Annotated in this window: 22 protein-coding genes; 9 read left to right on the top strand and 13 right to left on the bottom strand. The window is 68.1% G+C overall.

Annotated features, from left to right (window positions below):
* Window positions 1-103: 103 nt before the first annotated feature.
* Window positions 104-409: a LysR substrate-binding domain-containing protein gene (locus tag ACF8O7_RS01640; protein ID WP_080650098.1), complete on the bottom strand. Its 306-nt coding sequence runs from the start codon at window positions 407-409 to the stop codon at window positions 104-106.
* Between ACF8O7_RS01640 and ACF8O7_RS01635 the strand changes: the two genes are divergently transcribed.
* Entirely contained in the window at window positions 408-986 is a 579-nt protein-coding gene (locus ACF8O7_RS01635) for a CoA transferase (protein WP_043792967.1), read from the top strand. The two genes, ACF8O7_RS01640 and ACF8O7_RS01635, sit on opposite strands and share 2 nt — an antisense overlap.
* Before the next feature lie 41 nt (window positions 987-1027).
* The gene (locus ACF8O7_RS01630) at window positions 1028-2014 is read left to right on the top strand and encodes an MDR family oxidoreductase (protein ID WP_016451875.1); all 987 of its coding nucleotides are present in this window, start codon (window positions 1028-1030) and stop codon (window positions 2012-2014) included.
* A gap of 24 nt (window positions 2015-2038) precedes the next feature.
* Here the strand turns inward: ACF8O7_RS01630 and ybeY are convergent, their stop codons facing one another.
* A complete protein-coding gene (ybeY, locus tag ACF8O7_RS01625; protein WP_012203154.1) occupies window positions 2039-2497 on the bottom strand; it encodes an rRNA maturation RNase YbeY in 459 nt (152 codons plus the stop codon).
* Window positions 2498-2573: 76 nt separating this feature from the next.
* Entirely contained in the window at window positions 2574-3545 is a 972-nt protein-coding gene (locus tag ACF8O7_RS01620) for a PhoH family protein (RefSeq protein WP_016446533.1), read from the bottom strand.
* Between the two features lie 125 nt (window positions 3546-3670).
* Between ACF8O7_RS01620 and ruvA the strand changes: the two genes are divergently transcribed.
* Window positions 3671-4243, top strand: a complete 573-nt coding sequence (gene ruvA / locus ACF8O7_RS01615; protein WP_016446532.1) for a Holliday junction branch migration protein RuvA — start codon at window positions 3671-3673, stop codon at window positions 4241-4243.
* A 7-nt stretch (window positions 4244-4250) separates the two neighbouring features.
* Window positions 4251-5336, top strand: coding sequence for a Holliday junction branch migration DNA helicase RuvB (gene ruvB / locus ACF8O7_RS01610; protein ID WP_126311284.1), 1086 nt, complete (start codon window positions 4251-4253; stop codon window positions 5334-5336).
* 7 nt (window positions 5337-5343) lie between these two features.
* Here ruvB and ACF8O7_RS01605 read toward each other — a convergent pair whose 3' ends face one another.
* From ACF8O7_RS01605 to ACF8O7_RS01585, 5 genes are all read right to left on the bottom strand, one after another.
* Entirely contained in the window at window positions 5344-6060 is a 717-nt protein-coding gene (locus ACF8O7_RS01605; RefSeq protein ID WP_012203158.1) for an MgtC/SapB family protein, read from the bottom strand.
* Between the two features lie 40 nt (window positions 6061-6100).
* Window positions 6101-8860, bottom strand: coding sequence for a magnesium-translocating P-type ATPase (gene mgtA / locus ACF8O7_RS01600; RefSeq protein WP_392442084.1), 2760 nt, complete (start codon window positions 8858-8860; stop codon window positions 6101-6103).
* A gap of 18 nt (window positions 8861-8878) precedes the next feature.
* Window positions 8879-9286, bottom strand: coding sequence for a hypothetical protein (locus tag ACF8O7_RS01595; protein ID WP_392442081.1), 408 nt, complete (start codon window positions 9284-9286; stop codon window positions 8879-8881).
* Window positions 9287-9500: 214 nt separating this feature from the next.
* Entirely contained in the window at window positions 9501-9737 is a 237-nt protein-coding gene (locus ACF8O7_RS01590) for a hypothetical protein (RefSeq protein WP_392417572.1), read from the bottom strand.
* Window positions 9738-10029: 292 nt separating this feature from the next.
* Complete coding sequence (locus ACF8O7_RS01585) at window positions 10030-11865, bottom strand: lysoplasmalogenase family protein (protein WP_392442078.1); 1836 nt, start codon at window positions 11863-11865, stop codon at window positions 10030-10032.
* A gap of 236 nt (window positions 11866-12101) precedes the next feature.
* On the opposite strand from ACF8O7_RS01585, the gene ACF8O7_RS01580 reads away from it, so the two are divergent.
* Complete coding sequence (locus ACF8O7_RS01580; protein ID WP_047217760.1) at window positions 12102-13106, top strand: tripartite tricarboxylate transporter substrate binding protein; 1005 nt, start codon at window positions 12102-12104, stop codon at window positions 13104-13106.
* Window positions 13107-13130: 24 nt separating this feature from the next.
* Here ACF8O7_RS01580 and ACF8O7_RS01575 read toward each other — a convergent pair whose 3' ends face one another.
* Together ACF8O7_RS01575 and ACF8O7_RS01570 are read right to left on the bottom strand one after the other, a co-directional pair.
* Complete coding sequence (locus ACF8O7_RS01575) at window positions 13131-13772, bottom strand: histidine phosphatase family protein (RefSeq protein WP_277849371.1); 642 nt, start codon at window positions 13770-13772, stop codon at window positions 13131-13133.
* Window positions 13773-13975: 203 nt separating this feature from the next.
* Window positions 13976-14467: a DUF2501 domain-containing protein gene (locus ACF8O7_RS01570; protein WP_016446524.1), complete on the bottom strand. Its 492-nt coding sequence runs from the start codon at window positions 14465-14467 to the stop codon at window positions 13976-13978.
* Between the two features lie 354 nt (window positions 14468-14821).
* Here ACF8O7_RS01570 and ACF8O7_RS01565 point away from each other — a divergent pair, with 354 nt between their 5' ends.
* From ACF8O7_RS01565 to ACF8O7_RS01550, 4 genes are read left to right on the top strand one after another with little or no spacing between them, the layout of a single operon-like run.
* On the top strand, window positions 14822-16414 hold the full coding sequence (locus tag ACF8O7_RS01565; RefSeq protein ID WP_016446523.1) for an ABC transporter substrate-binding protein: 1593 nt from the start codon (window positions 14822-14824) through the stop codon (window positions 16412-16414).
* 6 nt (window positions 16415-16420) lie between these two features.
* Complete coding sequence (locus ACF8O7_RS01560; RefSeq protein ID WP_016446522.1) at window positions 16421-17386, top strand: ABC transporter permease; 966 nt, start codon at window positions 16421-16423, stop codon at window positions 17384-17386.
* On the top strand, window positions 17383-18321 hold the full coding sequence (locus tag ACF8O7_RS01555; RefSeq protein WP_012203172.1) for an ABC transporter permease: 939 nt from the start codon (window positions 17383-17385) through the stop codon (window positions 18319-18321). The genes ACF8O7_RS01560 and ACF8O7_RS01555 overlap by 4 nt, the downstream gene beginning before the upstream one ends.
* Entirely contained in the window at window positions 18318-20045 is a 1728-nt protein-coding gene (locus ACF8O7_RS01550) for a dipeptide ABC transporter ATP-binding protein (protein WP_392442075.1), read from the top strand. Before ACF8O7_RS01555 ends, ACF8O7_RS01550 begins: the two co-directional genes overlap by 4 nt.
* Before the next feature lie 27 nt (window positions 20046-20072).
* Here ACF8O7_RS01550 and ACF8O7_RS01545 read toward each other — a convergent pair whose 3' ends face one another.
* From ACF8O7_RS01545 to ACF8O7_RS01535, 3 genes are all read right to left on the bottom strand, one after another.
* A complete protein-coding gene (locus ACF8O7_RS01545; RefSeq protein ID WP_012203174.1) occupies window positions 20073-20396 on the bottom strand; it encodes a DNA-binding protein in 324 nt (107 codons plus the stop codon).
* Window positions 20393-20752 (bottom strand): type II toxin-antitoxin system RelE/ParE family toxin, encoded by a 360-nt coding sequence (locus tag ACF8O7_RS01540; RefSeq protein WP_126311291.1) that lies wholly within the window; start codon window positions 20750-20752, stop codon window positions 20393-20395. The genes ACF8O7_RS01545 and ACF8O7_RS01540 overlap by 4 nt, the downstream gene beginning before the upstream one ends.
* Before the next feature lie 146 nt (window positions 20753-20898).
* Window positions 20899-21594: a DUF4136 domain-containing protein gene (locus ACF8O7_RS01535; RefSeq protein WP_065345344.1), complete on the bottom strand. Its 696-nt coding sequence runs from the start codon at window positions 21592-21594 to the stop codon at window positions 20899-20901.
* Window positions 21595-21661 lie beyond the last annotated feature (67 nt).

The following is a 21661-nucleotide window of genomic DNA, read 5'->3' as shown; positions in this document are numbered from 1 at the left end:
AGTGCCGGACCATCGGCCGGGCTGTCGCACCGGCATGGCGGCGGGGTCAGGGCTGCTTTGCGCAAAAGGACAGGATCGCGCCGGCGTGGCGGCCGCCTGACGACTAGGGCGGCTCCACCGCCGGGCCGGGCAGGCCCAGCGTGGCGCGCAGCAGGACAACGCGCGGGTTGGCGACGGCGCTGCGGTAGATCAACGCCACGGGGCCCATGGAGATGGCGGGTGTGACATGCACCCTGCGCACCCCCAGCGACCGGGGCGAGGCCTGCAGCGTGGAGTCGGGCACGGCGCTGAGCCCCAGGCCGGCCCGGACCAGTTGCAGGTTGGTGAAGGGGCTGGTGGATTCGATGACGGGCGTGGGCGCGATCACGCCTTCGCGGCGGAACACCTCTTCCATCATGCGGCGCAGCATGGAGCTGCGCGTGGGCAACCGGGGCTATACGGGCAGCCCGGCGGCCGACACCTACCGGTGCGCCGACGGCTGGCTGTCCACGGCCGCCAACACGCCGCAGCAGTTCCGCAGGCTCGCCAGCGTGCTGGGGCTCGATGCCCTGTGCGAGGACGCCACGCTGCTGGACCTCGATGCCTTCAATGCGCCCGAGGGCGGCTTTGTCGCCGCGCGTGATGCGTCCGCGCTGCAGCGGCTGCAGGCCTGTCTGGCCGAGGCCTTCGCCGCACGCAGCGCACGGGACATGGAAGCCCGGCTCAACGCCGTGGGCGTGCCTGCCGCCAGGGTGCGGCGCCTGGGTGAATTCCTGGGCGAGGCCCGCGCTGCCGGCACCGTGTCACCTGTGAGCTATGGCGCCGGCGGCGCTGCGGTGGACACTCCGGGGCTGGGGTTCCGGTGGATGGATGCCGAGCCCCTGCCGGGTGCGCCGGCCCCCGCCCTGGGCGATGGCAACCTTGCGCTGCTGCGGGAGCTGGGGATGGCGGATGAGGCCATCGCCCGCCTGTGCCGCAGCGGCGTGCTGGGCGCGCCGCAGTCCTGATTGCCTTTGGATTCCTTTGCCACTGCCTTGCTGGAGATCCCATGTTCAAAGCCTTGCTGCTGACCCAACCCGTACCGCGTGAAACCCGTGCCGAGTGTGTGGAGCTGGACGAAGCCAGCCTGCCCGCCGGCGCGGTGCGCGTGGCCGTCTCGCATTCCACGCTCAACTACAAGGATGCACTGGCCATCACGGGGCGCTCGCCCGTGGTGCGCCAGTTCCCCATGGTGCCGGGCATCGACCTGGCCGGCACGGTGCTGGACAGCGAGGACGCGCGTTTCCAGCCCGGCGATGCCGTGCTGCTCAACGGCTGGGGCGTGGGCGAGACCCACTGGGGCGGGCTCGCCCAGCAGGCGCGGGTGAACGGCGACTGGCTGATCCGCCGGCCCGAGGCCTTCAGCGCACGGGATGCCATGGCCATAGGCACGGCCGGCTATACGGCCATGCTGTGCGTGATGGCGCTGCAGGCGCATGGCATCGCGCCCTCCAGCGGCCCCGTGCTGGTGACGGGGGCCAATGGCGGCGTGGGCAGCATTGCCGTGGCCCTGCTGTCGCGCCTGGGCTTCGAGGTGCACGCCGGCACCGGGCGGCCCGAACAGGCCGAGCACCTGAAGGCGCTGGGCGCGGCGCGGATCGTGGAGCGCAGCAGCCTGGATGCGCCCGGCAAGCCGCTGCAAAAGGAGGTCTGGGCGGCGGCCGTGGACAGCGTGGGCAGCCATACGCTGGCCAATGTGTGCGCCAGCCTGCGCTACGGCGGCTGCGTGGCGGCCTGCGGGCTGGCCCAGGGGCTGGACCTGCCGGCTTCTGTGGCACCGTTCATCCTGCGCGGCGTGTCGCTGCTGGGCATCGACAGCGTCTATGCGCCGCAGGCGCGGCGCGAGCAGGCCTGGGCGCGGCTGGCTGCCGAACTGCCGCGCGAGGTGCTGGAGCGCAATACCGAAGAGGCGGGCCTGGCCGATGCGGTTGCGCTGGCGCCCCGGCTGCTTGCCGGCCAGGTGCGCGGCCGGGTCGTCATCGATACGGCGCGCTGAGGCCCGCGCGGGGCCTGGTGCCGCCTACTTGGCGTAGGGGTCGGCAAAGCCCAGCTCGACCATGATCTCGGTCTCGTAGGCTTCCATTTCCTCGGCGTCCTGCTCGCTGGTTTCATGGTCCCAGCCCTGGGCATGCAGCGTGCCATGCACCAGCAGGTGGGCGTAGTGCTCCTCCAGCGTCTTGTTCTGCTCGCGCGCCTCGCGCTCGACCACGGGGGCGCACAGCACCAGGTCGGCCATGGCGGTGGGCTCCTGCTGGTAGTCGAAGGTCAGGACGTTGGTGGCGTAGTCCTTCTGGCGGTATTCGCGGTTGAGCTGCTGGCCTTCTTCGGCATCGACGATGCGCACGGTGATTTCGGCATCGACGGCCAGGGCATGGCGTATCCAGCGCGTGACCTTGCTGCGGGACAGCACGGCGCGGTGGACAGGTGCCTCGGCAAAGCGCGCGAATTGCAGGGACAGTTGCAGTTGGTTCAGGGACATGGGGGAGTGCGTGGGCGTGTGCTTGGGCTTGAGCTTTGGAGCGCCCGTGGGCGGGCGTCTGCTGTGGCTGTCGGGATCAAGGCGCTGCAAGGCGCGGTGCGGCGCGGCGCGCAGGGGCCTGGCCGCGTGCGTCGTAGGCGTCCACGATGCGGGCCACCAGCGGGTGGCGCACCACGTCGGCGCTGGTGAAGTGGTTGATGGCGATGCCCTTGACGCGCTTCAAGACGCGCTCGGCATCGATCAGGCCGCTCAGGGCGCCCTTGGGCAGGTCGATCTGGCTGACGTCGCCCGTGACCACGGCGCGGGCGCCGAAGCCGATGCGCGTGAGGAACATCTTCATCTGCTCGGGCGTGGTGTTCTGCGCCTCGTCCAGGATGACGAAGGCGTTGTTCAGCGTGCGCCCGCGCATGAAGGCCAGCGGCGCGATCTCCAGCACATTGCGCTCGAAGGCCTTTTGCACCTTCTCGTAGCCCATGAGGTCGTAGAGTGCGTCGTACAGCGGGCGCAGGTAGGGGTCGACCTTCTGCGTGAGGTCGCCGGGCAGAAAGCCCAGGCGCTCGCCTGCTTCCACGGCCGGGCGCGTGAGCACGATGCGCTGCACGGCGCTGCGCTCCAGCGCGTCCACGGCGCAGGCCACGGCCAGGTAGGTCTTGCCGGTGCCGGCCGGGCCGATGCCGAAGGTGATGTCGTGGCGGGCGATGTTCTCCAGGTAGGCCGACTGGTTGGCCGTGCGCGCGCGCAGGTCGGGGCGGCGCGTGGAAAGCTGGATGGCGTCCAGGGGCTGCTCGATGAGTTCGGTGTCGCCGGCCAGCATGAGCTGCAGCGAATCGTCCAGGATGGGGTCGTCGGCCATCTCGTAGAGGGCCTGCAGCAGCTCCAGTGCGTCGTTGGCCTTGGCCTTGGGGCCGTCGATCTTGAATTGCTCGTGGCGGTGGGCGATCTTGACGCCCAGGGCGATCTCGATGGTGCGCAGGTGCGCGTCGGCCGGGCCGCACAGATGGCTCAACCGGTTGTTGTCGTGGGGTGTGAAGGTGTGGCGCAGGATCACGCGGATAATTCCAGAGATTCCGGGCGGCGGCCAGCGCGAGGGCGTGGTGCCATACCCTGTGAATGGGCCGGCGTTCGGTTGCGGACGGGCATGAAAAGCCGCCCCTGGGGCGGCAAAGGACACCAATGATAGGCAAATTGACAGGAACGCTGCTGGAAAAAAACCCGCCCGAGGTGCTGGTGGACTGCGGCGGCGTGGGCTACGAGGTGCAGGTGCCCATGAGCACCTTCTACAACCTGCCGGCCAGCGGGGCCAGGGTCAGCCTGCTGACGCACTTCGTGGTGCGCGAGGATGCGCAGCTTCTGTACGGCTTTGGCACGCACAGCGAGCGCCAGGCGTTCCGCGAGCTGATCAAGATCACCGGCATCGGCCCGCGCATGGCGCTGTCGGTGCTCAGCGGCATGAGCGTGGAGGACCTGGCCCAGGCCGTGACGCTGCAGGAGGTGGGCCGCCTGGTCAAGGTGCCGGGCATCGGCAAGAAGACGGCCGAGCGCCTGCTGCTGGAGCTCAAGGGCAAGATCGGCGCCGATACGGGCGCGCAGTCGCTGTTCGTGAACAACGACCAGAACGACATCGTGCAGGCGCTGATGGCGCTGGGCTATTCCGACAAGGATGCGGCCGCCGCGCTCAAGAAGCTGCCGCCCGACGTGGGCGTGACCGAAGGCATCAAGCTGGCGCTGAAGGCGCTGGCCAAGTGAGCGGCGCATGAGCATCCATACCGACGATTTCGGGCAGGGCGGCTTTCCGCAGGGCGGTTTCGCGCCCGACAAGGCACCGGAAAAGCCGCGCATGATTTCGGCAGCGCCGGTCTCGCGCGGGGAAGAGGCCATGGAGCGCGCCCTGCGCCCCAAGCTGCTGCAGGAGTACGTGGGCCAGGCCAAGGCGCGCGAGCAGCTGGAGATCTTCATCGGCGCGGCCCGAAAGCGCAGCGAGGCGCTGGACCATGTGCTGCTGTTCGGCCCGCCGGGCCTGGGCAAGACCACGCTGTCGCACATCATCGCGGCCGAGCTGGGCGTGAACCTGCGCCAGACCAGCGGCCCCGTGCTGGAAAAGCCCAAGGACCTGGCGGCGCTGCTGACCAACCTCGAAGCCAACGATGTGCTGTTCATCGACGAGATCCACCGCCTGTCGCCCGTGGTCGAGGAAATCCTCTACCCGGCGCTGGAGGACTACCAGATCGACATCATGATCGGCGAAGGGCCGGCGGCGCGCTCCATCAAGCTGGACCTGCAGCCGTTCACGCTGGTGGGCGCGACCACGCGCGCGGGCATGCTGACCAACCCGCTGCGCGACCGCTTCGGCATCGTGGCGCGGCTGGAGTTCTATACGGCCGAGGAGCTGGCGCGCATCGTGCGGCGCAGTGCAGGCCTGTTGAACGCGCCGATTGACGACGAGGGCGCCTTCGAGATCGCGCGCCGCTCGCGCGGCACGCCACGCATTGCCAACCGCCTGCTGCGCCGCGTGCGCGACTATGCCGATGTGCGCGGCGACGGCAGCATCACGCGCGAGCTGGCCGACCGTGCGCTGGCCATGCTCGATGTCGATCCCCAGGGCTTCGACATCATGGACCGCAAGCTGCTGGAGGCCGTGGTGCACCGCTTCGACGGCGGCCCCGTGGGCCTGGACAACATCGCGGCCAGCATCGGCGAGGAGGCGGGCACCATCGAGGATGTGATCGAGCCCTACCTGATCCAGCAGGGCTTTTTGCAGCGCACGCCGCGCGGGCGCATGGCGACCCAGGCGGCGTACCGCCACCTGGGCCTTTCCGTGCCGGGCGACGACGCCAGCTGACGCAGGCTCATTCCTCCGTGCCGGCGTTCCAGAAGGCCTGCAGCACGCCGGGCAGGGCCTCGATGGCGGCGATCACGCGGTCCAGCTCGTCGGAGTCCACCGAGGTGGCGTAGAGCATGGCCTCGATCTCCGTGTCCTGCGGCCCGAAGGCATGGGTTTCCACGCCGCGCACGGGGTAGCTGGCGTTCTCCAGCAGCTCCAGCATCTGCTCGCGCACATCGCCCTGGGCGCCGCGGTGGCAGATGGCGTAGACGTAGTAGGTCGACTCCGTGGATTCGTCATCCACCGGGCGGCGGTTGATGCGGTTGACCACGGGGCGCAGCAAGGTGTTGCTGGCCAGCACGAACAGCGTGGCCAGGCCGGCCTCGGCCACCAGGCTGGCGCCCGCGCAGGCCCCCACGGCGGCCGAGCCCCACAGCGTGGCCGCGGTGTTCAGCCCGGTGATGTTGGCCCCTTCCTTCATGATGGCGCCCGCACCCAGGAAGCCCACGCCCGAGACCACGTAGGCCACCACGCGCGTGGCGCCCTCGGCCCCGCCCAGGCGCACGGCCAGGTCCACGAAGACGGCCGCGCCCACGGCGACCAGGGTGTTGGTGCGCAGCCCCGCCGTGCGCTGGCGCACCTGGCGCTCCAGGCCGATGAGGGCGCCGAACACGAAGGCCGTGGTCAGGCTGACGAAGGTGTCCAGCATGGCGCCGGGGTTGAGGTTCTGCAGGGCCTGCATGGGGTTCCTGGCTTTCCTGGTGAATGGGTTGAAGGGTGCGTCACTGCCAGCCGTAGCGGCGGATGTAGACGCGCTTGAGCAGCGTGGCCAGGCAAGCGTAGCCCAGCAATATGGCAATCATCCACGGGAAGTAGGCCGCCGGCAGCGCCTGCAGCTTGAAGTAGCCGGCCAGCGGCCCCATCGGCAGGAAGATGCCGGCCGCCATCACGGCCGCCGTGGCCAGCAGCAGCGGCCAGGACGGGCGGCTTTGCAGGAAGGGGATCTTGGGCGTGCGGATCATGTGCACGATCAGCGTCTGCGTGAGCAGCCCGATGACGAACCAGCCCGACTGGAACAGCGTCTGCTGCTCGGGCGTGTTGGCGGCGAAGACGAACCACATCAGCGCGAAGGTCAGGATGTCGAACAGCGAGCTGATGGGCCCGAAGAACACCATGAAGCGGCCCAGGTCGGCCGGGTTCCAGCGCAGCGGCTGGCGCACCAGTTCGTCGTCCACGTTGTCGAAGGGGATGGCGATCTGCGAGAGGTCGTACAGCAGGTTCTGCACCAGCAGGTGCAGCGGCAGCATGGGCAGGAAGGGGATGAAGGCCGAGGCCACCATCACCGAGAACACGTTGCCGAAGTTGGAGCTGGCCGTCATGCGGATGTACTTCAGCATGTTGCTGAAAGTGCGCCGGCCCTCGATCACGCCCTGCTCCAGCACCATCAGGCTTTTTTCCAGCAAGATGATGTCGGCCGCCTCCTTGGCGATGTCCACGGCGCTGTCCACGCTGATGCCGATGTCGGCCGCGCGCAGGGCCGGGGCGTCGTTGATGCCGTCGCCCATGAAGCCGGTGATGTGGCCGTTGGCGCGCAGCGCATGCACGATGCGCTCCTTGTGCAGCGGCGTGAGCCGGGCGAACAGCTGGTGCCGTTCCACCGTCTGGCGCAGCATCTCGTCGTTCATGTGCTCGATCTGCGTGCCCAGGATGATGTGGTCTGCAGGCAGCCCCACATCGCGGCAGACCTTGGCGGCCACCAGTTCGTTGTCGCCGGTCAGCAGCTTGACGGCCACGCCGTGCGCGGCCAGGGCGGCCAACGCCTCGGCCGTGGTTTCCTTCGGTGGGTCCAGGAAGGCGATGTAGCCGATCAGGGTCAGCTCCGACTCGTCGGCCACGCCGTAGTCGCTCTTGTGCGGCGGCACTTCCTTCATGGCCACGGCGACCACGCGCAGGCCCTCGCGGTTGAGTTCGCGCGTCACGCGGCGCACGCGGGCCAGCTGCTCCTCGTCCAGCGGGCGCGTGCCATCGCCCTCGCGCAGCCGGGTGCAGGCGCCCAGGATTTCCTCGACCGCGCCCTTGCAGATCAGCTCGTGGTGGTGGCCGCGCTCGGCCACCACCACGGACATGCGGCGGCGCTCGAAGTCGAAGGGGATCTCATCGACCTTGCGGTAGTCCTCGGCCACGCGCATCTGGGTGTGCAGCTCCACGTGTTCCAGCACGGCATGGTCGAGCAGGTTCTTCAGGCCCGTCTGGTAGTGGCTGTTGAGGTAGGCGAAGCGCAGCGTCTCGTCGCAGGGCTGGCCGAAGGCGTCGGTGTGCCGCTCCAGCACGATGCGGTCCTGGGTCAGCGTGCCGGTCTTGTCGGTGCACAGCACGTCCATGGCGCCGAAGTTCTGGATGGCGTCCAGCCGCTTGACCACGACCTTGCGGCGCGACAGCACCACGGCACCCTTGGCCAGGGTGGAGGTCACGATCATGGGCAGCATCTCGGGCGTCAGGCCCACGGCCACGGACAGCGCGAACAGGAAGGCCTCGGCCCAGTCGCCCTTGGTGTAGCCGTTGATGAACAGCACCACGGGCACCATCACGGCCGCAAAGCGGATCAGCAGCCAGCTGACGCTGTTGACCCCGGTCTCGAAGGCCGTGGGCGCGCGGTCGTTGGAGGTCACCCGCGTGGCAATGGTGCCGAAATAGCTGCGGTTGCCCGTGGCCAGCACCACGGCCAGCGCCGTGCCCGAGACCACGTTGGTGCCCATGAACAGCAGGTTGCTGGCGTCCAGCACGCCGGTGCCATTCGATGCACTGGCGTCGGCGCGCTTTTCCACGGGCAGGGATTCGCCGGTCATGGCGGACTGGCTCACGAACAGGTCCTTGGCGCTGAGCACGCGGCAGTCGGCAGGAATCATGTCCCCGGCCGACAGCACCACGAAATCGCCGGGCACGACCTCGCGCAGCGGCACCTCGTAGCGGCGCGCCTGCTGGCCGAAGCCGCTGTGCGGGGCGTCTGCGGAGTCGGCATCTGCAGGGGCCGGTGGGCCGCCATTGCGGCGCAGCACCGTGGCCGTGCTGCTGACCATGGCCTTGAGCCGCGCGGCGGCGCGGTTGGAGCGGCCTTCCTGCACAAAGCGCAGCAGCGTGGACAGCAGCACCATGGAGGCGATGACGACCGTGGCCTTCATGTCCTCCGTGGCGTAGGAGACCACGGCCAGCAGCGTCAGCAGCAGGTTGAAGGGATTGCGGTAGCAGTACCACAGGTGCAGCCAGCCGGGCAGCGGCTTTTCGTGCTCGACCTCGTTGGGGCCGAGACGTGCAAGCGCGGCGCGGGCCTGCTCGCGGGTCAGGCCGTCCTCGCTGGAGCTGGTGCGCGCCAGCACGGCGGCGATGTCATCGCGCGAGGCGCGCAGCAGCTCGCGCGTGAGGGTCGGCGATACCGAGCGCGAGTGGTGCACGGCCGTGCCCGAGGGCAGGGCATTGCGCCGGAACAGCCCCAGGGCGTGGCGGCTGCGCAAAAAGGCCTGGAACAGGTGCTTGAGGTTTTTCATGGCGACCTCCCCGGTGGCTCAGGCCTGGCTCGAGCGAAGGGTGGCGCGCAGCCAGTGCCAGTTGCGCTGGCAGGCGCACAGCAGGCGGCGGCGCAGCGGCGGGCGGGCCACGGTGGCCGACTGCAGCCATTGGCGCCGCGCATGGGCAGGCAGGTGGCGGTAGACCTCGGCGCGCTCCTGCGCCGCCAGCAGGGACAGAACGTCGGCCTGCTGGCGCTGCGTGAGCGCCACGAGGGAATGGGCGAAGAGATCGGGGCCGTGTTGCTGCAGCAGGGTGTGCAGTTGCCCAGTGTGGCGTGCCGCAATGGCGGCTTGCAGGGCCAGCTGCAAGGTGCTGGCGCGGGTGGTGTGGGAGGTGCGGCTGGCGCGCGTGGAGACGGATGCTGTTGCGGGCGTGGTCCGCAGCGCGGTGATGACGTGTTGCATGGCGGGCTTCTTTCGTTGCGGCCGAAAGAAGCCCGGCACCTATCCATCAATGGACGTGCGCGGGTCTCCCGGCCGGGGCCTTGGGAAGGGGCGGAAGGGCCGCAGGCATGTGCGGCCGGACCGTATCGGAGGGGTCAGGGCAAGATCGACTCGGATCGGGGTCCATGGGGGAACTCCTTTCTGACGATGGGGCGGACAAGGCTGCGGCGCGCGCTCAGCGCGGCTGCAGGCTCAGAAAGCTGCGGATGCGGTGCGTGGGCCAGTGGGTCTGCAGGTCCAGGTGCATGGCGTGCTCCATGGCCGATGGGGCCTGGGCTTGCATCTGTGGCTGTGCCTTGGCCTGCATTGCTGCCTGGGAGGCAGCCACGCGCGTGCCGGTGGCGCCGGGGCAGGGCGCGGCAGTGGCAGGCTGCAGGCGTTGCATTGCGGGGCGGACGAACGGTGTGGACATGGCTTTCTCCTTGGCGAACCAGGAAGACTGCCGCGGGCAGGGCCGTCAAGCAGCGTGGGCCGCGCGCTGCTCGATGACAGCCACACGGGCACGCGGTCAGTGATCAACAGCCATTGGAATCTTCGGTGCAGGAGCGGCCTACCTGATGCATGCCAAGCGCAACTGCAGCGCCGGGCGGGCGCGAAGATCCAAGGGGAAACGCAGCAATGGAAGGAAGCCGGCCGACATGGCCGCTCCCTTCACAGGAGTCGGTCAGTCAGCCAGCAGCGTAGCCATTGCGGCGCGCTGTTTGTCACTGGTTGAACTGGCACTGTCCACGGAAGGACTCCTGAAAATGCGATCCCGCCATTGTGCCTTGCGAGCTGCCTCGGGTCAACCCTGATGTCGATGCGCCACGGGCCAGCCAGCCCTGCACGATCAGCAACTGCGCCGCGTAGTAGGTGGACAGCACGGCGGCTTGCGCCCCGTCGAAAGGCTGCACGAAGCGGTTGATGGCCAGCAGCGAGTCGCTGACCATGAAGAAGCAGGCGCCGATGGCCACGGTCCAGGCGGGCTGGCCGCCCAGGTGCCTGGCGCGGCCCAGGGCCTGGGCCGCCATCAGCGCAATGACCAGCACATAGGCGGCCACGGGCAGGCGCAGCGCGGCGGGCAGCCCGCCCTGCCAGAGCACGGCATACATGGCAACGCCCAGAACCAGTGTGGCGGCCAGCGAGGGCCGGTGCGCAAACCAGGGCGCATCCTGGCGCAGCAGCACGATATAGGCCAGGTGGGCGAGCAGAAAGCTGGCCAGGCCCGGGATGAACAGATCGGGCAGCATCAGGAACACGTCGCCCGCCATCGAGGCCGCCAGCGCCGCGGCCAGCCAGCAGGCGCCGCGCGCGGGTTTCGCCAGCGCCGAGAACGCCGCGCTGCCGCGCCACATCTGCATGACAGCGAACAGCGCAAAGACCATGGCCAGCGGCTTGAACAGCCAGTGCCAGTGCAGCATGTCCAGCACGCTGGTGGCGGTGGCCAGCGCGCCGGCCTCGATGGCCAGGGCCACCCATAGGCTGATACGCCCCTGCATGGCCGCGCCCAGTGCCCACTGGCAGGCCAGCAGCACGCCAAACCACAGCGCATTGCGCGCCGTCGAGGACTGGTCGGCATGCCACAGGAACAGCGACACCCCGGCGATCAGCGCCACGAACTGCAGGCCCGCAAACCAGCGCAGGCTGCGCTGCATGTCGGGTGCGTAGAGCACGCGGTGCGCGTCCAGGTCGAAGGCCGGCCTGGGAAAGCGCTGCGCCACGTCGGCAGGGCGCCACCCGGGCGGCTTGAGCCAGACGCGCAGCTTGTCGCCCCAGCGCCGCGCATACCAGCTGTCATGGATGAGTTGCCGGTACACCACGGCGTTGGCCCACAGCGGGTCCCAGCTTTGCAGCAGGCCGCGCGTGCCGTAGACGCAGGGCTCGCTGTCGTCCTCGGGCTTGAAGGTGCCGAACAGGCGGTCCCAGACGATGAGGATGCCGCCGTAGTTCCTGTCCAGGTAGCAGTCATTGACGGCGTGGTGCACGCGGTGGTTGCTGGGCGCGCAGAACCAGCGGTCGAACCAGCCCAGGCGCCGCACCTGCTCGGTATGGACCCAGAACTGGTAGAGCAGATCGATCAGGCCCACGATGGCAAACACCAGCGGCGGCACGCCGGCCAGCGCCATGGGAAGGTAGAACAGCCAGCCCAGCAGCGCGCCCGAGCTGGTCTGGCGCAGCGCCGTCGACAGGTTGTAGTCCTGGCTCTGGTGGTGCACGGCATGCGCGGCCCAGAGCACGGCCACCTCGTGGCCCATGCGGTGAAGCCAGTAGTAGCAGAAGTCGTAGAACAGCAGGGCCAGCAGCCAGCCGGGAATGCTGGTCCAGAAGGCATCGTTGCGCCACAGCGCCAGGTGCTCGAAGGCCAGCGTGTACAGGCCCACGCGCAGCAGCGTGGTGAAGACGGCGCTGGTCTGGCTGAGCATGCCCAGGCTGATGGAGCTGATGGCGTCGGCCAGCCGGTAGGCATTGCGCCCGCGCCACAGGCTCACGCCCCATTCCAGCGCGATCAGCAGCAAAAAGGCAGGAGTGGCGAAGACAATGACTTGGCTGGGTGAGAGCATGGTCAGCCGATTCTGGGCATGGCGGCGGGGCAGCGCCTTAGGCGAGAACCCTAGGACACGGAATCACAAGGGTTGAAACGGATTGCAATAAATAGGGCTTCGTGGCAAGCGTGTGGCAGGAAAATTGCGCCCTATGGCAGAATCGCCCGCTTTCCACGCGCTGGCCGTCCCTGCCCTGCAGGCCATTGCCAGCCCGCACCGCCTTCGCCGGCATGCACCGCGCATGCCCACGCTCCATGCACCTGTCCCGACGCTCCCTGCTATCGGCTGCCGCCTCAGTGGCTGCGGCCCTTGCTGCTGCACCCGCCGCCCATGCCGCGCCGGGCGCGGGCAAGCCCTGGCCGGCAGGCGGGCCCATCACGCTGATCGTGCCCTTCGGCGCGGGCAGCGATGTGGACGCCACGGCGCGGCTGGTGGCCGAAAAGCTGGGTGCGCGGCTGCGCCAGTCGGTGGTGGTGGACAACGTGCCGGCCTCTGGCGGCGTGCTGGGCGTGAGCAAGGTGGCGCGCTCGCATGCCGATGGCTACACGCTGCTGCTGGGCTTTGACGGGCCGGTGAGCATTGCGCAACTGGTGAACTCCTCCGTGCGCTATGACGCCGAGCGTGATCTGGCTCCCGTGGGCCTGACTTCGGTGGCGCCCATGGTGATCGTGGCCCGCCCTGGCCTGCCCGTGCACAACCTCAACGAGCTGATCAGCATGGCCCGCGCCCGGCCCGGCGCGCTGACCTATGCCACCCCGGGCGTGGGCACGGTGCTGCACCTGGCCATGGAGCGGCTGCAGGAGCGTGCCCGCATCCGCCTGGTTCATGTGCCCTATCGTGGCGTGGCACAGGTCACCAGCGAGGTCATGGGCGGCCAAGTCGACCTGGGCATTCTGATGACCACCGGCGCCACGCCGCTGGTGCAGCAGAAAAAGCTGGAAGGCGTGGGCGTGACCTCGGCCCAGCGCATCGACGTGATTCCCGAGGTGATGAGCTTTGCGGAGGCTCCTGATTTGAAGGGCTTCGAACTGGAGGCCTGGACCGGCCTGTTCGCCCCCGCCCGCACGCCCGAACCCGTGGTCAGCCGCCTGGCCGCCGAACTGGCCGAGGTGCTGAAGCTGCCCGAGGTCCGCAAGCGCCTGCAGGACAGCGGTGCCACGCCCGGCTCGGGCACGCCGGCCACGTTCGCCCAATTCCTGAAAAAGGAAAAGGCGAGCTACACGCAGATCGTCAAGTCCGCCAATATCCAGGTGGAATGAGGGACTGCGCTGCAGTGCGGGAATTCAGCTGAAAACCTCGTCGCGCGCACCGCCTTCCAGGTGCTGCACATCGCCCCAGCCAACCAGGCCCAGGCCCTGGGGCGTCCACAGCAGGCGGTTGATGGCCGCATTGCCCAGCGCCCAGGTGCGCGGCGCCTGCACTTCCTGGTGCGTGGCCAGGCGGTAGAGCACATCCATCACGCCGCCATGCGCCACGATCACGATCTGCTCGCCTGCGTGGCGGCCGGCCAGGCGGTCCACCGTGGCCGAGATGCGGTCGCGCAGCATCAGCAGCGACTCGCCGCCGCCTGCGGGCACGAACTCGGGATCGCGCTTGCGCCAGCGCAGCGCATCCTCCGGGTGGGACGCCTCGATATCGTTGAAGGTCTGGCCCTCGAAGCTGCCGAAGCAGCGTTCGCGCAAGCCCTTGTCGGCCGTCAGCGATGCGCCCGTGGTCGCGGCCACGGCCTCGGCCGTGGCATAGGCACGCAGAAGGTCGCTGCTGTAGATGGCGGCCACCGGCTCGCCCGCCAGGGCCTTGCCGGCCTGGGCGGCCTGCCAAAGTCCCATGTCGTTCAGAGGAATGTCCAGATGGCCCTGGATGCGGGCGTCCACATTCCAGGCGGTTTCTCCGTGGCGGATGGCAATGATGCGCGTGGCTTGCATGAGGGGCTGGCGTGGGGTGCTGCAAAAAGAGCAGGCATTGTCCCGCAAGCCAGGCAAGCCTGCATCGCGCGCCGCCGTTGAAACTGGCGCGGCCCAACTCAGGGACGCCGAGCAAGAGCCGCCTCGCGGCGGGGGCGCCCAGCCGAAGGCGTCGTCCCCCTCCGCGAAGCGAGAAGGGGGAAGCGGCGCAGCCGCTCAGGGGGTCAGATCAGCGATTTAGCGTTGTCCAGCACGAAGTCGCAGGCCTTTTCCTTGAGGTCGCCCTTGAGCTTGTCGATGCTGAAGCTCTTGCCGTTGGAGCCGGTGACCAGGCCGCCCAGGCCGTTCTGGAATCCCGTGTCCTTGGGCTCTTCCTGCTTTTGCATGCCCAGCTTGCCCAGCAACTGGTCCTTGACCTGGGCCGCCTTGTCGGCATTGAGGTAGTTGTTCTTCATGCAGTAGGAGATGACGCCTGCCGCATTGCCGGCCGTGGCCGAGGGGCTCAGGCCCAGGGCGGACAGCGCGCCCGCACCGCCTGCCCCCGCACCCAGCATGCCGCCAAGGCCGGAGCCGGCGCCTTCGCTGCTGGCGGCGGCCTTGTCACCGCCAAGGCCCGAGGCCTGGCGAAGCGAGTCGCCCAGGCCCGACGCCTGGGCAGGCAGGGCGCCCAGGCCCAGCATGGCGCACAGCAGTGCGCTGGCAATGGATGTCTTCATGGATGCTTCCTTTCCGCGGAAACCCGCAGGCTCGATACAGGGCCTGAAATTAGCACGCCGTGCGGCGCAGACCTGTGCCCGATTGCAAACCTTTGCCAGAGCGGGCCGTGTCGGTCTTTCGCGTTTTCACTAGCTGTCAAAGCCGTTGGCCTGTCCATGATGGCCGCACACCATTGGCGGGCCGCGGCGGCAGTCTTGTTATTTGGAAATGGCTTTTAAGTATAAAAATCAATTCAACAAGCTGAAAAAGTTATTTAAAGTGGGGCGCACCTATATGGCCCGCTTCTTGCGGCGCCCGGGCTGCTGCGTCGCATGGCCGCCGCCCTTCCAATCAATCCACAGGGGAGCAGACAAATGATCATGAAGATTCTGGGCAGTTCTTTGCTGGCCGCAGGCCTGTTGACCTCGGCCGCGCTGGCCCAGGCCGAGACCGTGCGCTGGGCGCGCGGCTCCGATCCGACTTCGCTGGACCCGCATGCCTTCAATGTGGGCACCAATTTCGTGCTGCTGCACCAGATCTACGAAACCCTGGTCATCCGCTCGGCCGACGGCAAGCTGGTGCCCACGCTGGCGACCTCGTGGAAGATGACCTCCGACCCGTCGGTCTGGGAGTTCAAGCTGCGCCCCAACGTCAAGTTCCATGACGGCACGCCGTTCACGGCGCGCGACGTGGTCTTCTCGCTGAACCGCGCCAAGGGCGAGAACGCCCAGGTCAAGTCCCTGCTGTCCTCGATGGAGGAGGCCAAGGCCGTGGACGATCTCACGGTGCAGGTGAAGACCAAGGGCCCGAACCTGATCTTCCCCGACAACCTGACCAATCTCTTCATCATGAGCGAGAAGTGGTCCAAGGCCAACGGCGCCGAGACCACGCAGGACACGGCCAGCAAGACCGAGAACGGCGCCACGCGCGCGGCCAACGGCACGGGCGCCTATGTGCTGGCCAGCCGCGAGGTCGATTCGAAGACGGTGATGAAGCTCAATCCCGACTACTGGGGCAAGGGCCAGTTCCCGCTGCAGGTGACCGAGCTGGTCTACCTGCCCATCAAGTCGCCGGCCACGCGCGTGGCGGCCCTGCTGTCGGGCGAGGTGGATTTCGCCCAGGACATTCCCGCGCAGGACGTGGCGCGCCTGAAGCAGGACAAGCGCCTGCGCATCAATGAAGGCCCCGAGAACCGCTCCATCTTCCTGGGCCTGAACGTGGGTGCGGCCGAGCTCAAGAGCAGCAACGTCAAGGGCAAGAATCCGCTGGCCGATCCCAAGGTGCGCCAGGCCATCGAGCTGGCCATCGACCGCGATGCCATCAAGCGCTCGGTGATGCGCGGCCTGTCGATTCCCACCGGCGTGATCGCGCCGTCGTTCGTCAACGGGTACGACAAGGCCTTCGCGGCCTATCCCAAGGCGGATGCCGCCAAGGCCAAGCAACTGCTGGCCGAGGCGGGCTACCCCAACGGCTTCACCATCACGCTGAACACGCCCAACGACCGCTATGTGAACGACGAGGCCATCGCCACGGCGGTGGCCGGTTTCCTGGGCCGCATCGGCATCAAGACCGAAGTCTCGGCCCGGCCGATCGCCATGCACAGCGTCTCGCTGACCAAGGCGGACAGCGACTTCTACCTGTACGGCTGGGGCGTGCCCACCTACGACTCGGCCTACATCTTCGACTTCCTGGTGCACACGCGCGGCAAGGACAGCCGTGGCGCGCAGAACGCGACGCACTACAGCAATGCCGATGTGGATGCCAAGATCCTGTCCCTGTCCTCGGAGAGCGACAAGGCAAAGCGCGATGCCACCATCAAGAGCATCTGGGAGACCGTGCAAAAGGAGCGCTTCTACATTGCGCTGCATGACCAGGTGATCCACTTCGCGTCCGTGCCCCGGCTCAATGTGCCCGTGCACCCGGACAACGCGCTGCACTTCAAGTTCGTCAAGTTCGAGAAGAAGTAAGCGCCGATGCTGGTCCATCTGCTGCGCCGGCTGGGCCAGTCCGCCCTGGTCCTGCTGGCCGTCTCCTTTGTCTCGTTCATGGTGTTCCGCCATATCGGCGATCCCACGATCAGCCTGCTGGGCGAGGACGCGACGGTTGCCGAGCGCGAGGCGCTGACGGAAAGCCTGGGCTTCAACAAGCCCGTGCCGCTGCAGTACCTGGCATACGTGGGCAAGGTGCTGCAGGGCGACCTGGGCATCTCCTACCGGCTCAAGCGCCCCGTGACCGAGATCATTGCCGAGCGCCTGCCCGCCACGCTGGAGCTGGCGATGACGGCGGCGCTGTTCGCCCTGGTCATCGGCGTGGCGCTGGGCGTGTACACGGCCATACGGCGCGAGGGATGGCTGAGCCGCTCGATCATGACGGTGTCGCTGGTGGGCGTGTCCCTGCCCACCTTCCTGATCGGCATCGCCCTGATCTACCTGTTTGCCGTGGAGCTGCGCTGGCTGCCGTCCTTCGGGCGCGGCGAGACGGTGAAGCTGGGCGGCTGGGAGACCGGGTTGCTGACGGCTTCGGGCTGGTCGGCGCTGATCCTGCCGGCCATCACGCTGGGCTTCTACAACATGACCCTGATCATGCGCCTGGTGCGCGCCGAGATGCTGGAGGTGCTGCGCGCCGACTACATGCGCTTCGGCCGTGCGCGCGGGCTGCGTGAGCGCGATCTGTACTTCGGCCATGCGCTGCGCAATACCCTGATTCCCGTGATCACCATCGCGGGCCTGCAGATCGGCTCGCTGATCGCCTTTGCCATCGTCACCGAGACCGTGTTCCAGTGGCCCGGCGTGGGCCTGCTGTTCATCTCCTCCATCCAGGGCGTGGACGTGCCGCTGATCGCCGCCTACCTGATGTTCATCGCGCTGCTGTACGTGGGCATCAACCTGCTCGTCGATTTCCTGTACGTGATCGTGGACCCCCGCTTGAGAAACCGATGACCGATTCCGCCAAACAAGCAATCCCTCCCACGGGCTGGCGCGCCAGCGACTCGCCGGTCAAGCGCGCGTTTGCACGCTCGCGCCTGGTGCAGGCGGCGGCGCTGGTGCTGGCGCTGATCGTGGCGGCCACGCTGCTGTCGCCCTGGCTGGCCTGGCAGAACCCCTTCGATCCGGCCAATCTGGACCTGATGGATGCCTTCACGCCGCCGGGCCAGGCGGGCACCAGCGGCACGCTGTACGCGCTGGGCTCGGACGACCAGGGCCGCGATGTCTGGAGCGCCATCCTCTACGGGCTGCGCATGTCGGTGCTGGTGGGCGTGTCGGCCGTGGGGCTGTCCCTGCTGATCGGCGTGCCGCTGGGCCTGGTCTGCGGCTATGCGGGCGGCTGGTTCGACACGCTGATGATGCGCATCGCCGATGTGCAGCTGACCTTTCCCGTGATCCTGGTGGCGCTGCTGGTCTTCGGCATCGCACGCGGCCTGCTGCCCGAGGGCTACCGCGACGACATGGCGGTCTTCGTGATCATCGTGGCCATCGGCCTGTCCGACTGGGTGCAGTACGCGCGCACCGTGCGCGGCGCGGTGATGGTGGAAAAGCACAAGGACTACGTGCTGGCGGCCCAGCTCATAGGCCGCAGCCGCGTGGCCATCCTGGTGCGCCACATCCTGCCCAACCTGCTGGCGCCCATCCTGGTCATCGCCACCATCAGCTTCGCGCATGCCATCGTGGCCGAGTCCACGCTGTCCTACCTGGGCGTGGGCCTGCCGCCCACCCAGCCTTCGCTGGGCACGCTGATCCGCATCGGCCAGGGCTTCCTGTTCTCGGGCGAGTGGTGGATATTGCTGTTCCCCTCGCTGGTGCTGCTGGCGCTGGCGCTGTCCGTCAACCTCGTCGGCGACTGGCTGCGCGACGCACTGAACCCCAAGCTGCAATGAGCACGACACAAGAATCCGGGCAGCCCCCTGCACAGCCTCCGGTGCTGAGCGTTCGCGGCCTGTCCGTCACATTCGACACCTACAAGGGCCCCGTGCAGGTGCTGGACGATGTGAGCTTCGACATCGCGCCCGGCGAGATCCTGGGCGTGGTGGGCGAGTCGGGCGCGGGCAAGTCCATGACGGGCGCCGCCGTGATCGGCCTGATCGAGCCGCCGGGCCGCATCTCGGCCGGCACGGTGCAACTGCGCGGCGAGCGCATCGACACGCTGCGCGGCGAGGACCTGCGGCGCATACGCGGCCGGCGCATTGGCTCCATCTTCCAGGACCCGCTGACCAGCCTGAACCCGGTCTATACCGTGGGCCGGCACCTGGTGGAGACCATCCGCACGCACCTGCCCGTCTCCGAGAAGGAGGCCGAAGCCCGCGCGCTGGCCCTGCTCGAAGAGGTGGAGATCCCGCAGGCGCGCGAGCGCATGGCCCAGTATCCGCACCAGTTCTCGGGCGGCATGCGCCAGCGCGTGGCCATTGCCTTGGCGCTGTGCGCCGAGCCCGAACTCATCATTGCCGACGAGCCCACCACGGCGCTGGACGTGTCCGTGCAGGCGCAGATCATTGCCCTGCTGCGCCGCGTGTGCAAGGAGCGCGGCGCGGCCGCCATGCTGATCACGCACGATATGGGCGTGATCGCCGAGACGGCCGACCGCGTCATGGTTATGTACCAAGGCCGCGTGCTGGAAACCGGACCCGTGCGCCAGGTGCTGGACGCGCCGCAGCAGCCCTACACCCAGGTGCTGATGGGCGCCATTCCCAGCGTGCACCACCGCGTGCAGCGCCTGCCCGTGCCCGAGGTGGGCGGCGGCCCGGCCGCGCCCGCCGTGCCCTGGCAGCCCGGGGCCGGAGCGCAGGAGCCCGCGGCTGCCCTGCTGGAGGTCAGGGATCTGTGCAAGGAGTTCGACCTGTCCAGCGGCTGGCTGGCCCGGCTGCTGGCGCGCGAGGACAAAAAGATCCTCAAGGCCGTGGACGGCGTCGGCTTTTCGATCCGCAGGGGCTCCACCTTCGGCCTGGTCGGCGAGTCCGGTTCGGGCAAATCCACGGTGGCGCGCATGGTGGCCGGGCTGACGCCGCCCACCAGCGGCACCGTGCTGTTCGACGGCGTGGACAAGTGGAGCCCGGCCGCCCAGACCGTGGCCATGCGCCGGCGCTTCCAGATGATCTTCCAGGACCCGTATGCCAGCCTGAACCCGCGCTGGACCGTGCAGGAGCTGATTGCCGAACCCCTGCAGGTGCTGGCCCTGACGGCCGGCAAGGACGAGACGGCCGAGCGCGTGCAGGAGGCGCTGCGCCGCGTGCGCATGAAGCCCGACGATGCGCGCAAGTATCCGCACCAGTTCTCGGGCGGGCAGCGCCAGCGCATCGCCATTGCGCGCGCCCTGGCCAGCCGGCCCGAGTTCATCATCTGCGACGAGCCCACCTCGGCGCTGGACGTCTCGGTCCAGGCCCAGGTGCTCAACCTCATGCGCGACCTGCAGGAGGAATTCGGCCTGACCTACCTGCTGATCAGCCACAACCTGGCCGTGATCCGCCACATGTGCGACGACATCGGCGTCATGCAGCGCGGCCGCCTGGTCGAGACCGGCGAGGCTGGCGCCGTGCTCGATGCGCCGCAGCATCCGTACACGCGCGCGCTGATGGCTGCCGTGCCTGATATGGAGCATGTGCACTGAGCAAAGTGCACTGTAATGGCCTGGCGTTCAGGTCGCGGCAACGACCCGCACGTCGAACCGGACCTGAAGCCAGTTCTTGATGGCGGCAAAGATCGCGGCAAGATTGTCCATGCTGGGGTTGCCTTTCGGCGAAAGCATGCGGTGCAGGCTCTTGCTCGGCTTGTGCGTGAGGTCGGCCAGCGTCTCGAAACCCACCGTTGCGTTGACGAGATCGCGCAGGACGAGGCGTGCCGTTTCTGGCTCACCGCTCAGAAAAAGAGTGGCCGCCTCATCAAGCAGCGCCTGTGCGAAAGCAGGGTCGCGCTCAATGCGCTGAATGACCGTTTGTTTGAAATCGCGGGTGAGCGTCATGCCTTCGTTCCTTTTTTGGCATTGTCCGAGGGGCGTTGCCTCTTGCGAGCCTTGTATTCGCTGTGCAGGGCCACGGCTTCGTCGATGGCCTTCTGCTGGCCCTTTTTCGTGCTGCCCCCGAACAGGATGATCAATCTTTCCCCGTCCTTGGCGAGATAGATGCGGTAGCCCGGGCCCCAGTCGATCTTGTATTCGCCAATACCCCGGAACCATTCGATATTGGAGGTGTTGCCCAACTCCATGCGGGCCATGGCGACGGCCACCTTGGCGGCCGCCTGGCCATCCAGCCCGTTGAACCATGTCTGGTACGCGCTGCTGCCGTCTTCGCGGACGTACTCCTGGAGCTGGATTCGCATGGATTGGATGGTAACTTATGAGTTACCAACGCTGCAAGGCGCTGTCCACATTACCTACAGCGTTCTCATGTTCCCAGGAACGAATGACAGCGATGGACCCAAAAAAGGCCTGCGGATGCAGGCCTTTGCTTCTGAGACACGATGGCTCACCGGGCGGGTGCTGGCGTGGCCGGTGCTGCCTGCGCTGCAGGTGCCCCCTGGGCCGGCGGCTGCGCCGGCGCGCCACCCTGCTGCACCGGACCGATGGTGGTGCGCACCACGCGCGAGCCCTTGGGCGGGTTGGGGAAGCCGGTGAGCGCAGCGTCGAACAGGATGCCGAAGATGGCCGGGTCGTCGGTCCACACATCCTGGCGCTGGGCCGAGGTCTCGTAGACGATCTGCTGCGTGGTGGCGTTGCGCATCACGATGCTGACGGCGCGGTAGTACTCCAGCGGCGGGCCGTCGAACATGAAGCTGCCGCCAAAGCCCATGCCCCAGCCGCGCCCGTAGCCCACGCCCCAACCCCAGCGCGGGCCGCCCCAGCGGTCGTAGTAGGGCCAGGCGGCGTAGTCGCGCGCATAGCGTGCGTCGGCGCCGATCTGCACGATCAGGCTGGCCCGGGAGTCGTCGCGCTGCAGGCCCACGCGGCCCAGTGCCTGCTGGGCCTGGGACTCGATGGCCGCGAAGTGCGTCTGCGCCTCGCGTTGCGAGGGCAGCACTTCCAGGCGGTAGGTGGGCGGCGCGGGCAGGGCGCCCAGCGTGGAATAGCTCTGGACGGTGCTCTGGACTTCGCGCACGCTGGCGCAGCCCGTAAGCAAGGCCGTGGCCACGATGGCCAGGACATGGATGCAGCGCAGCTTCATGGTGTACTCCTTGGTCGAAAAAAGGCCCGTTTGCACGGGCCTTGGTTGGAGTGGGGCGATTGTTATA

Source organism: Delftia sp. WSY_16 (assembly GCF_043104415.1).
GTDB lineage: Bacteria > Pseudomonadota > Gammaproteobacteria > Burkholderiales > Burkholderiaceae_C > Comamonas > Comamonas tsuruhatensis.
This window is presented reverse-complemented; position numbering and strand designations above follow the sequence as displayed.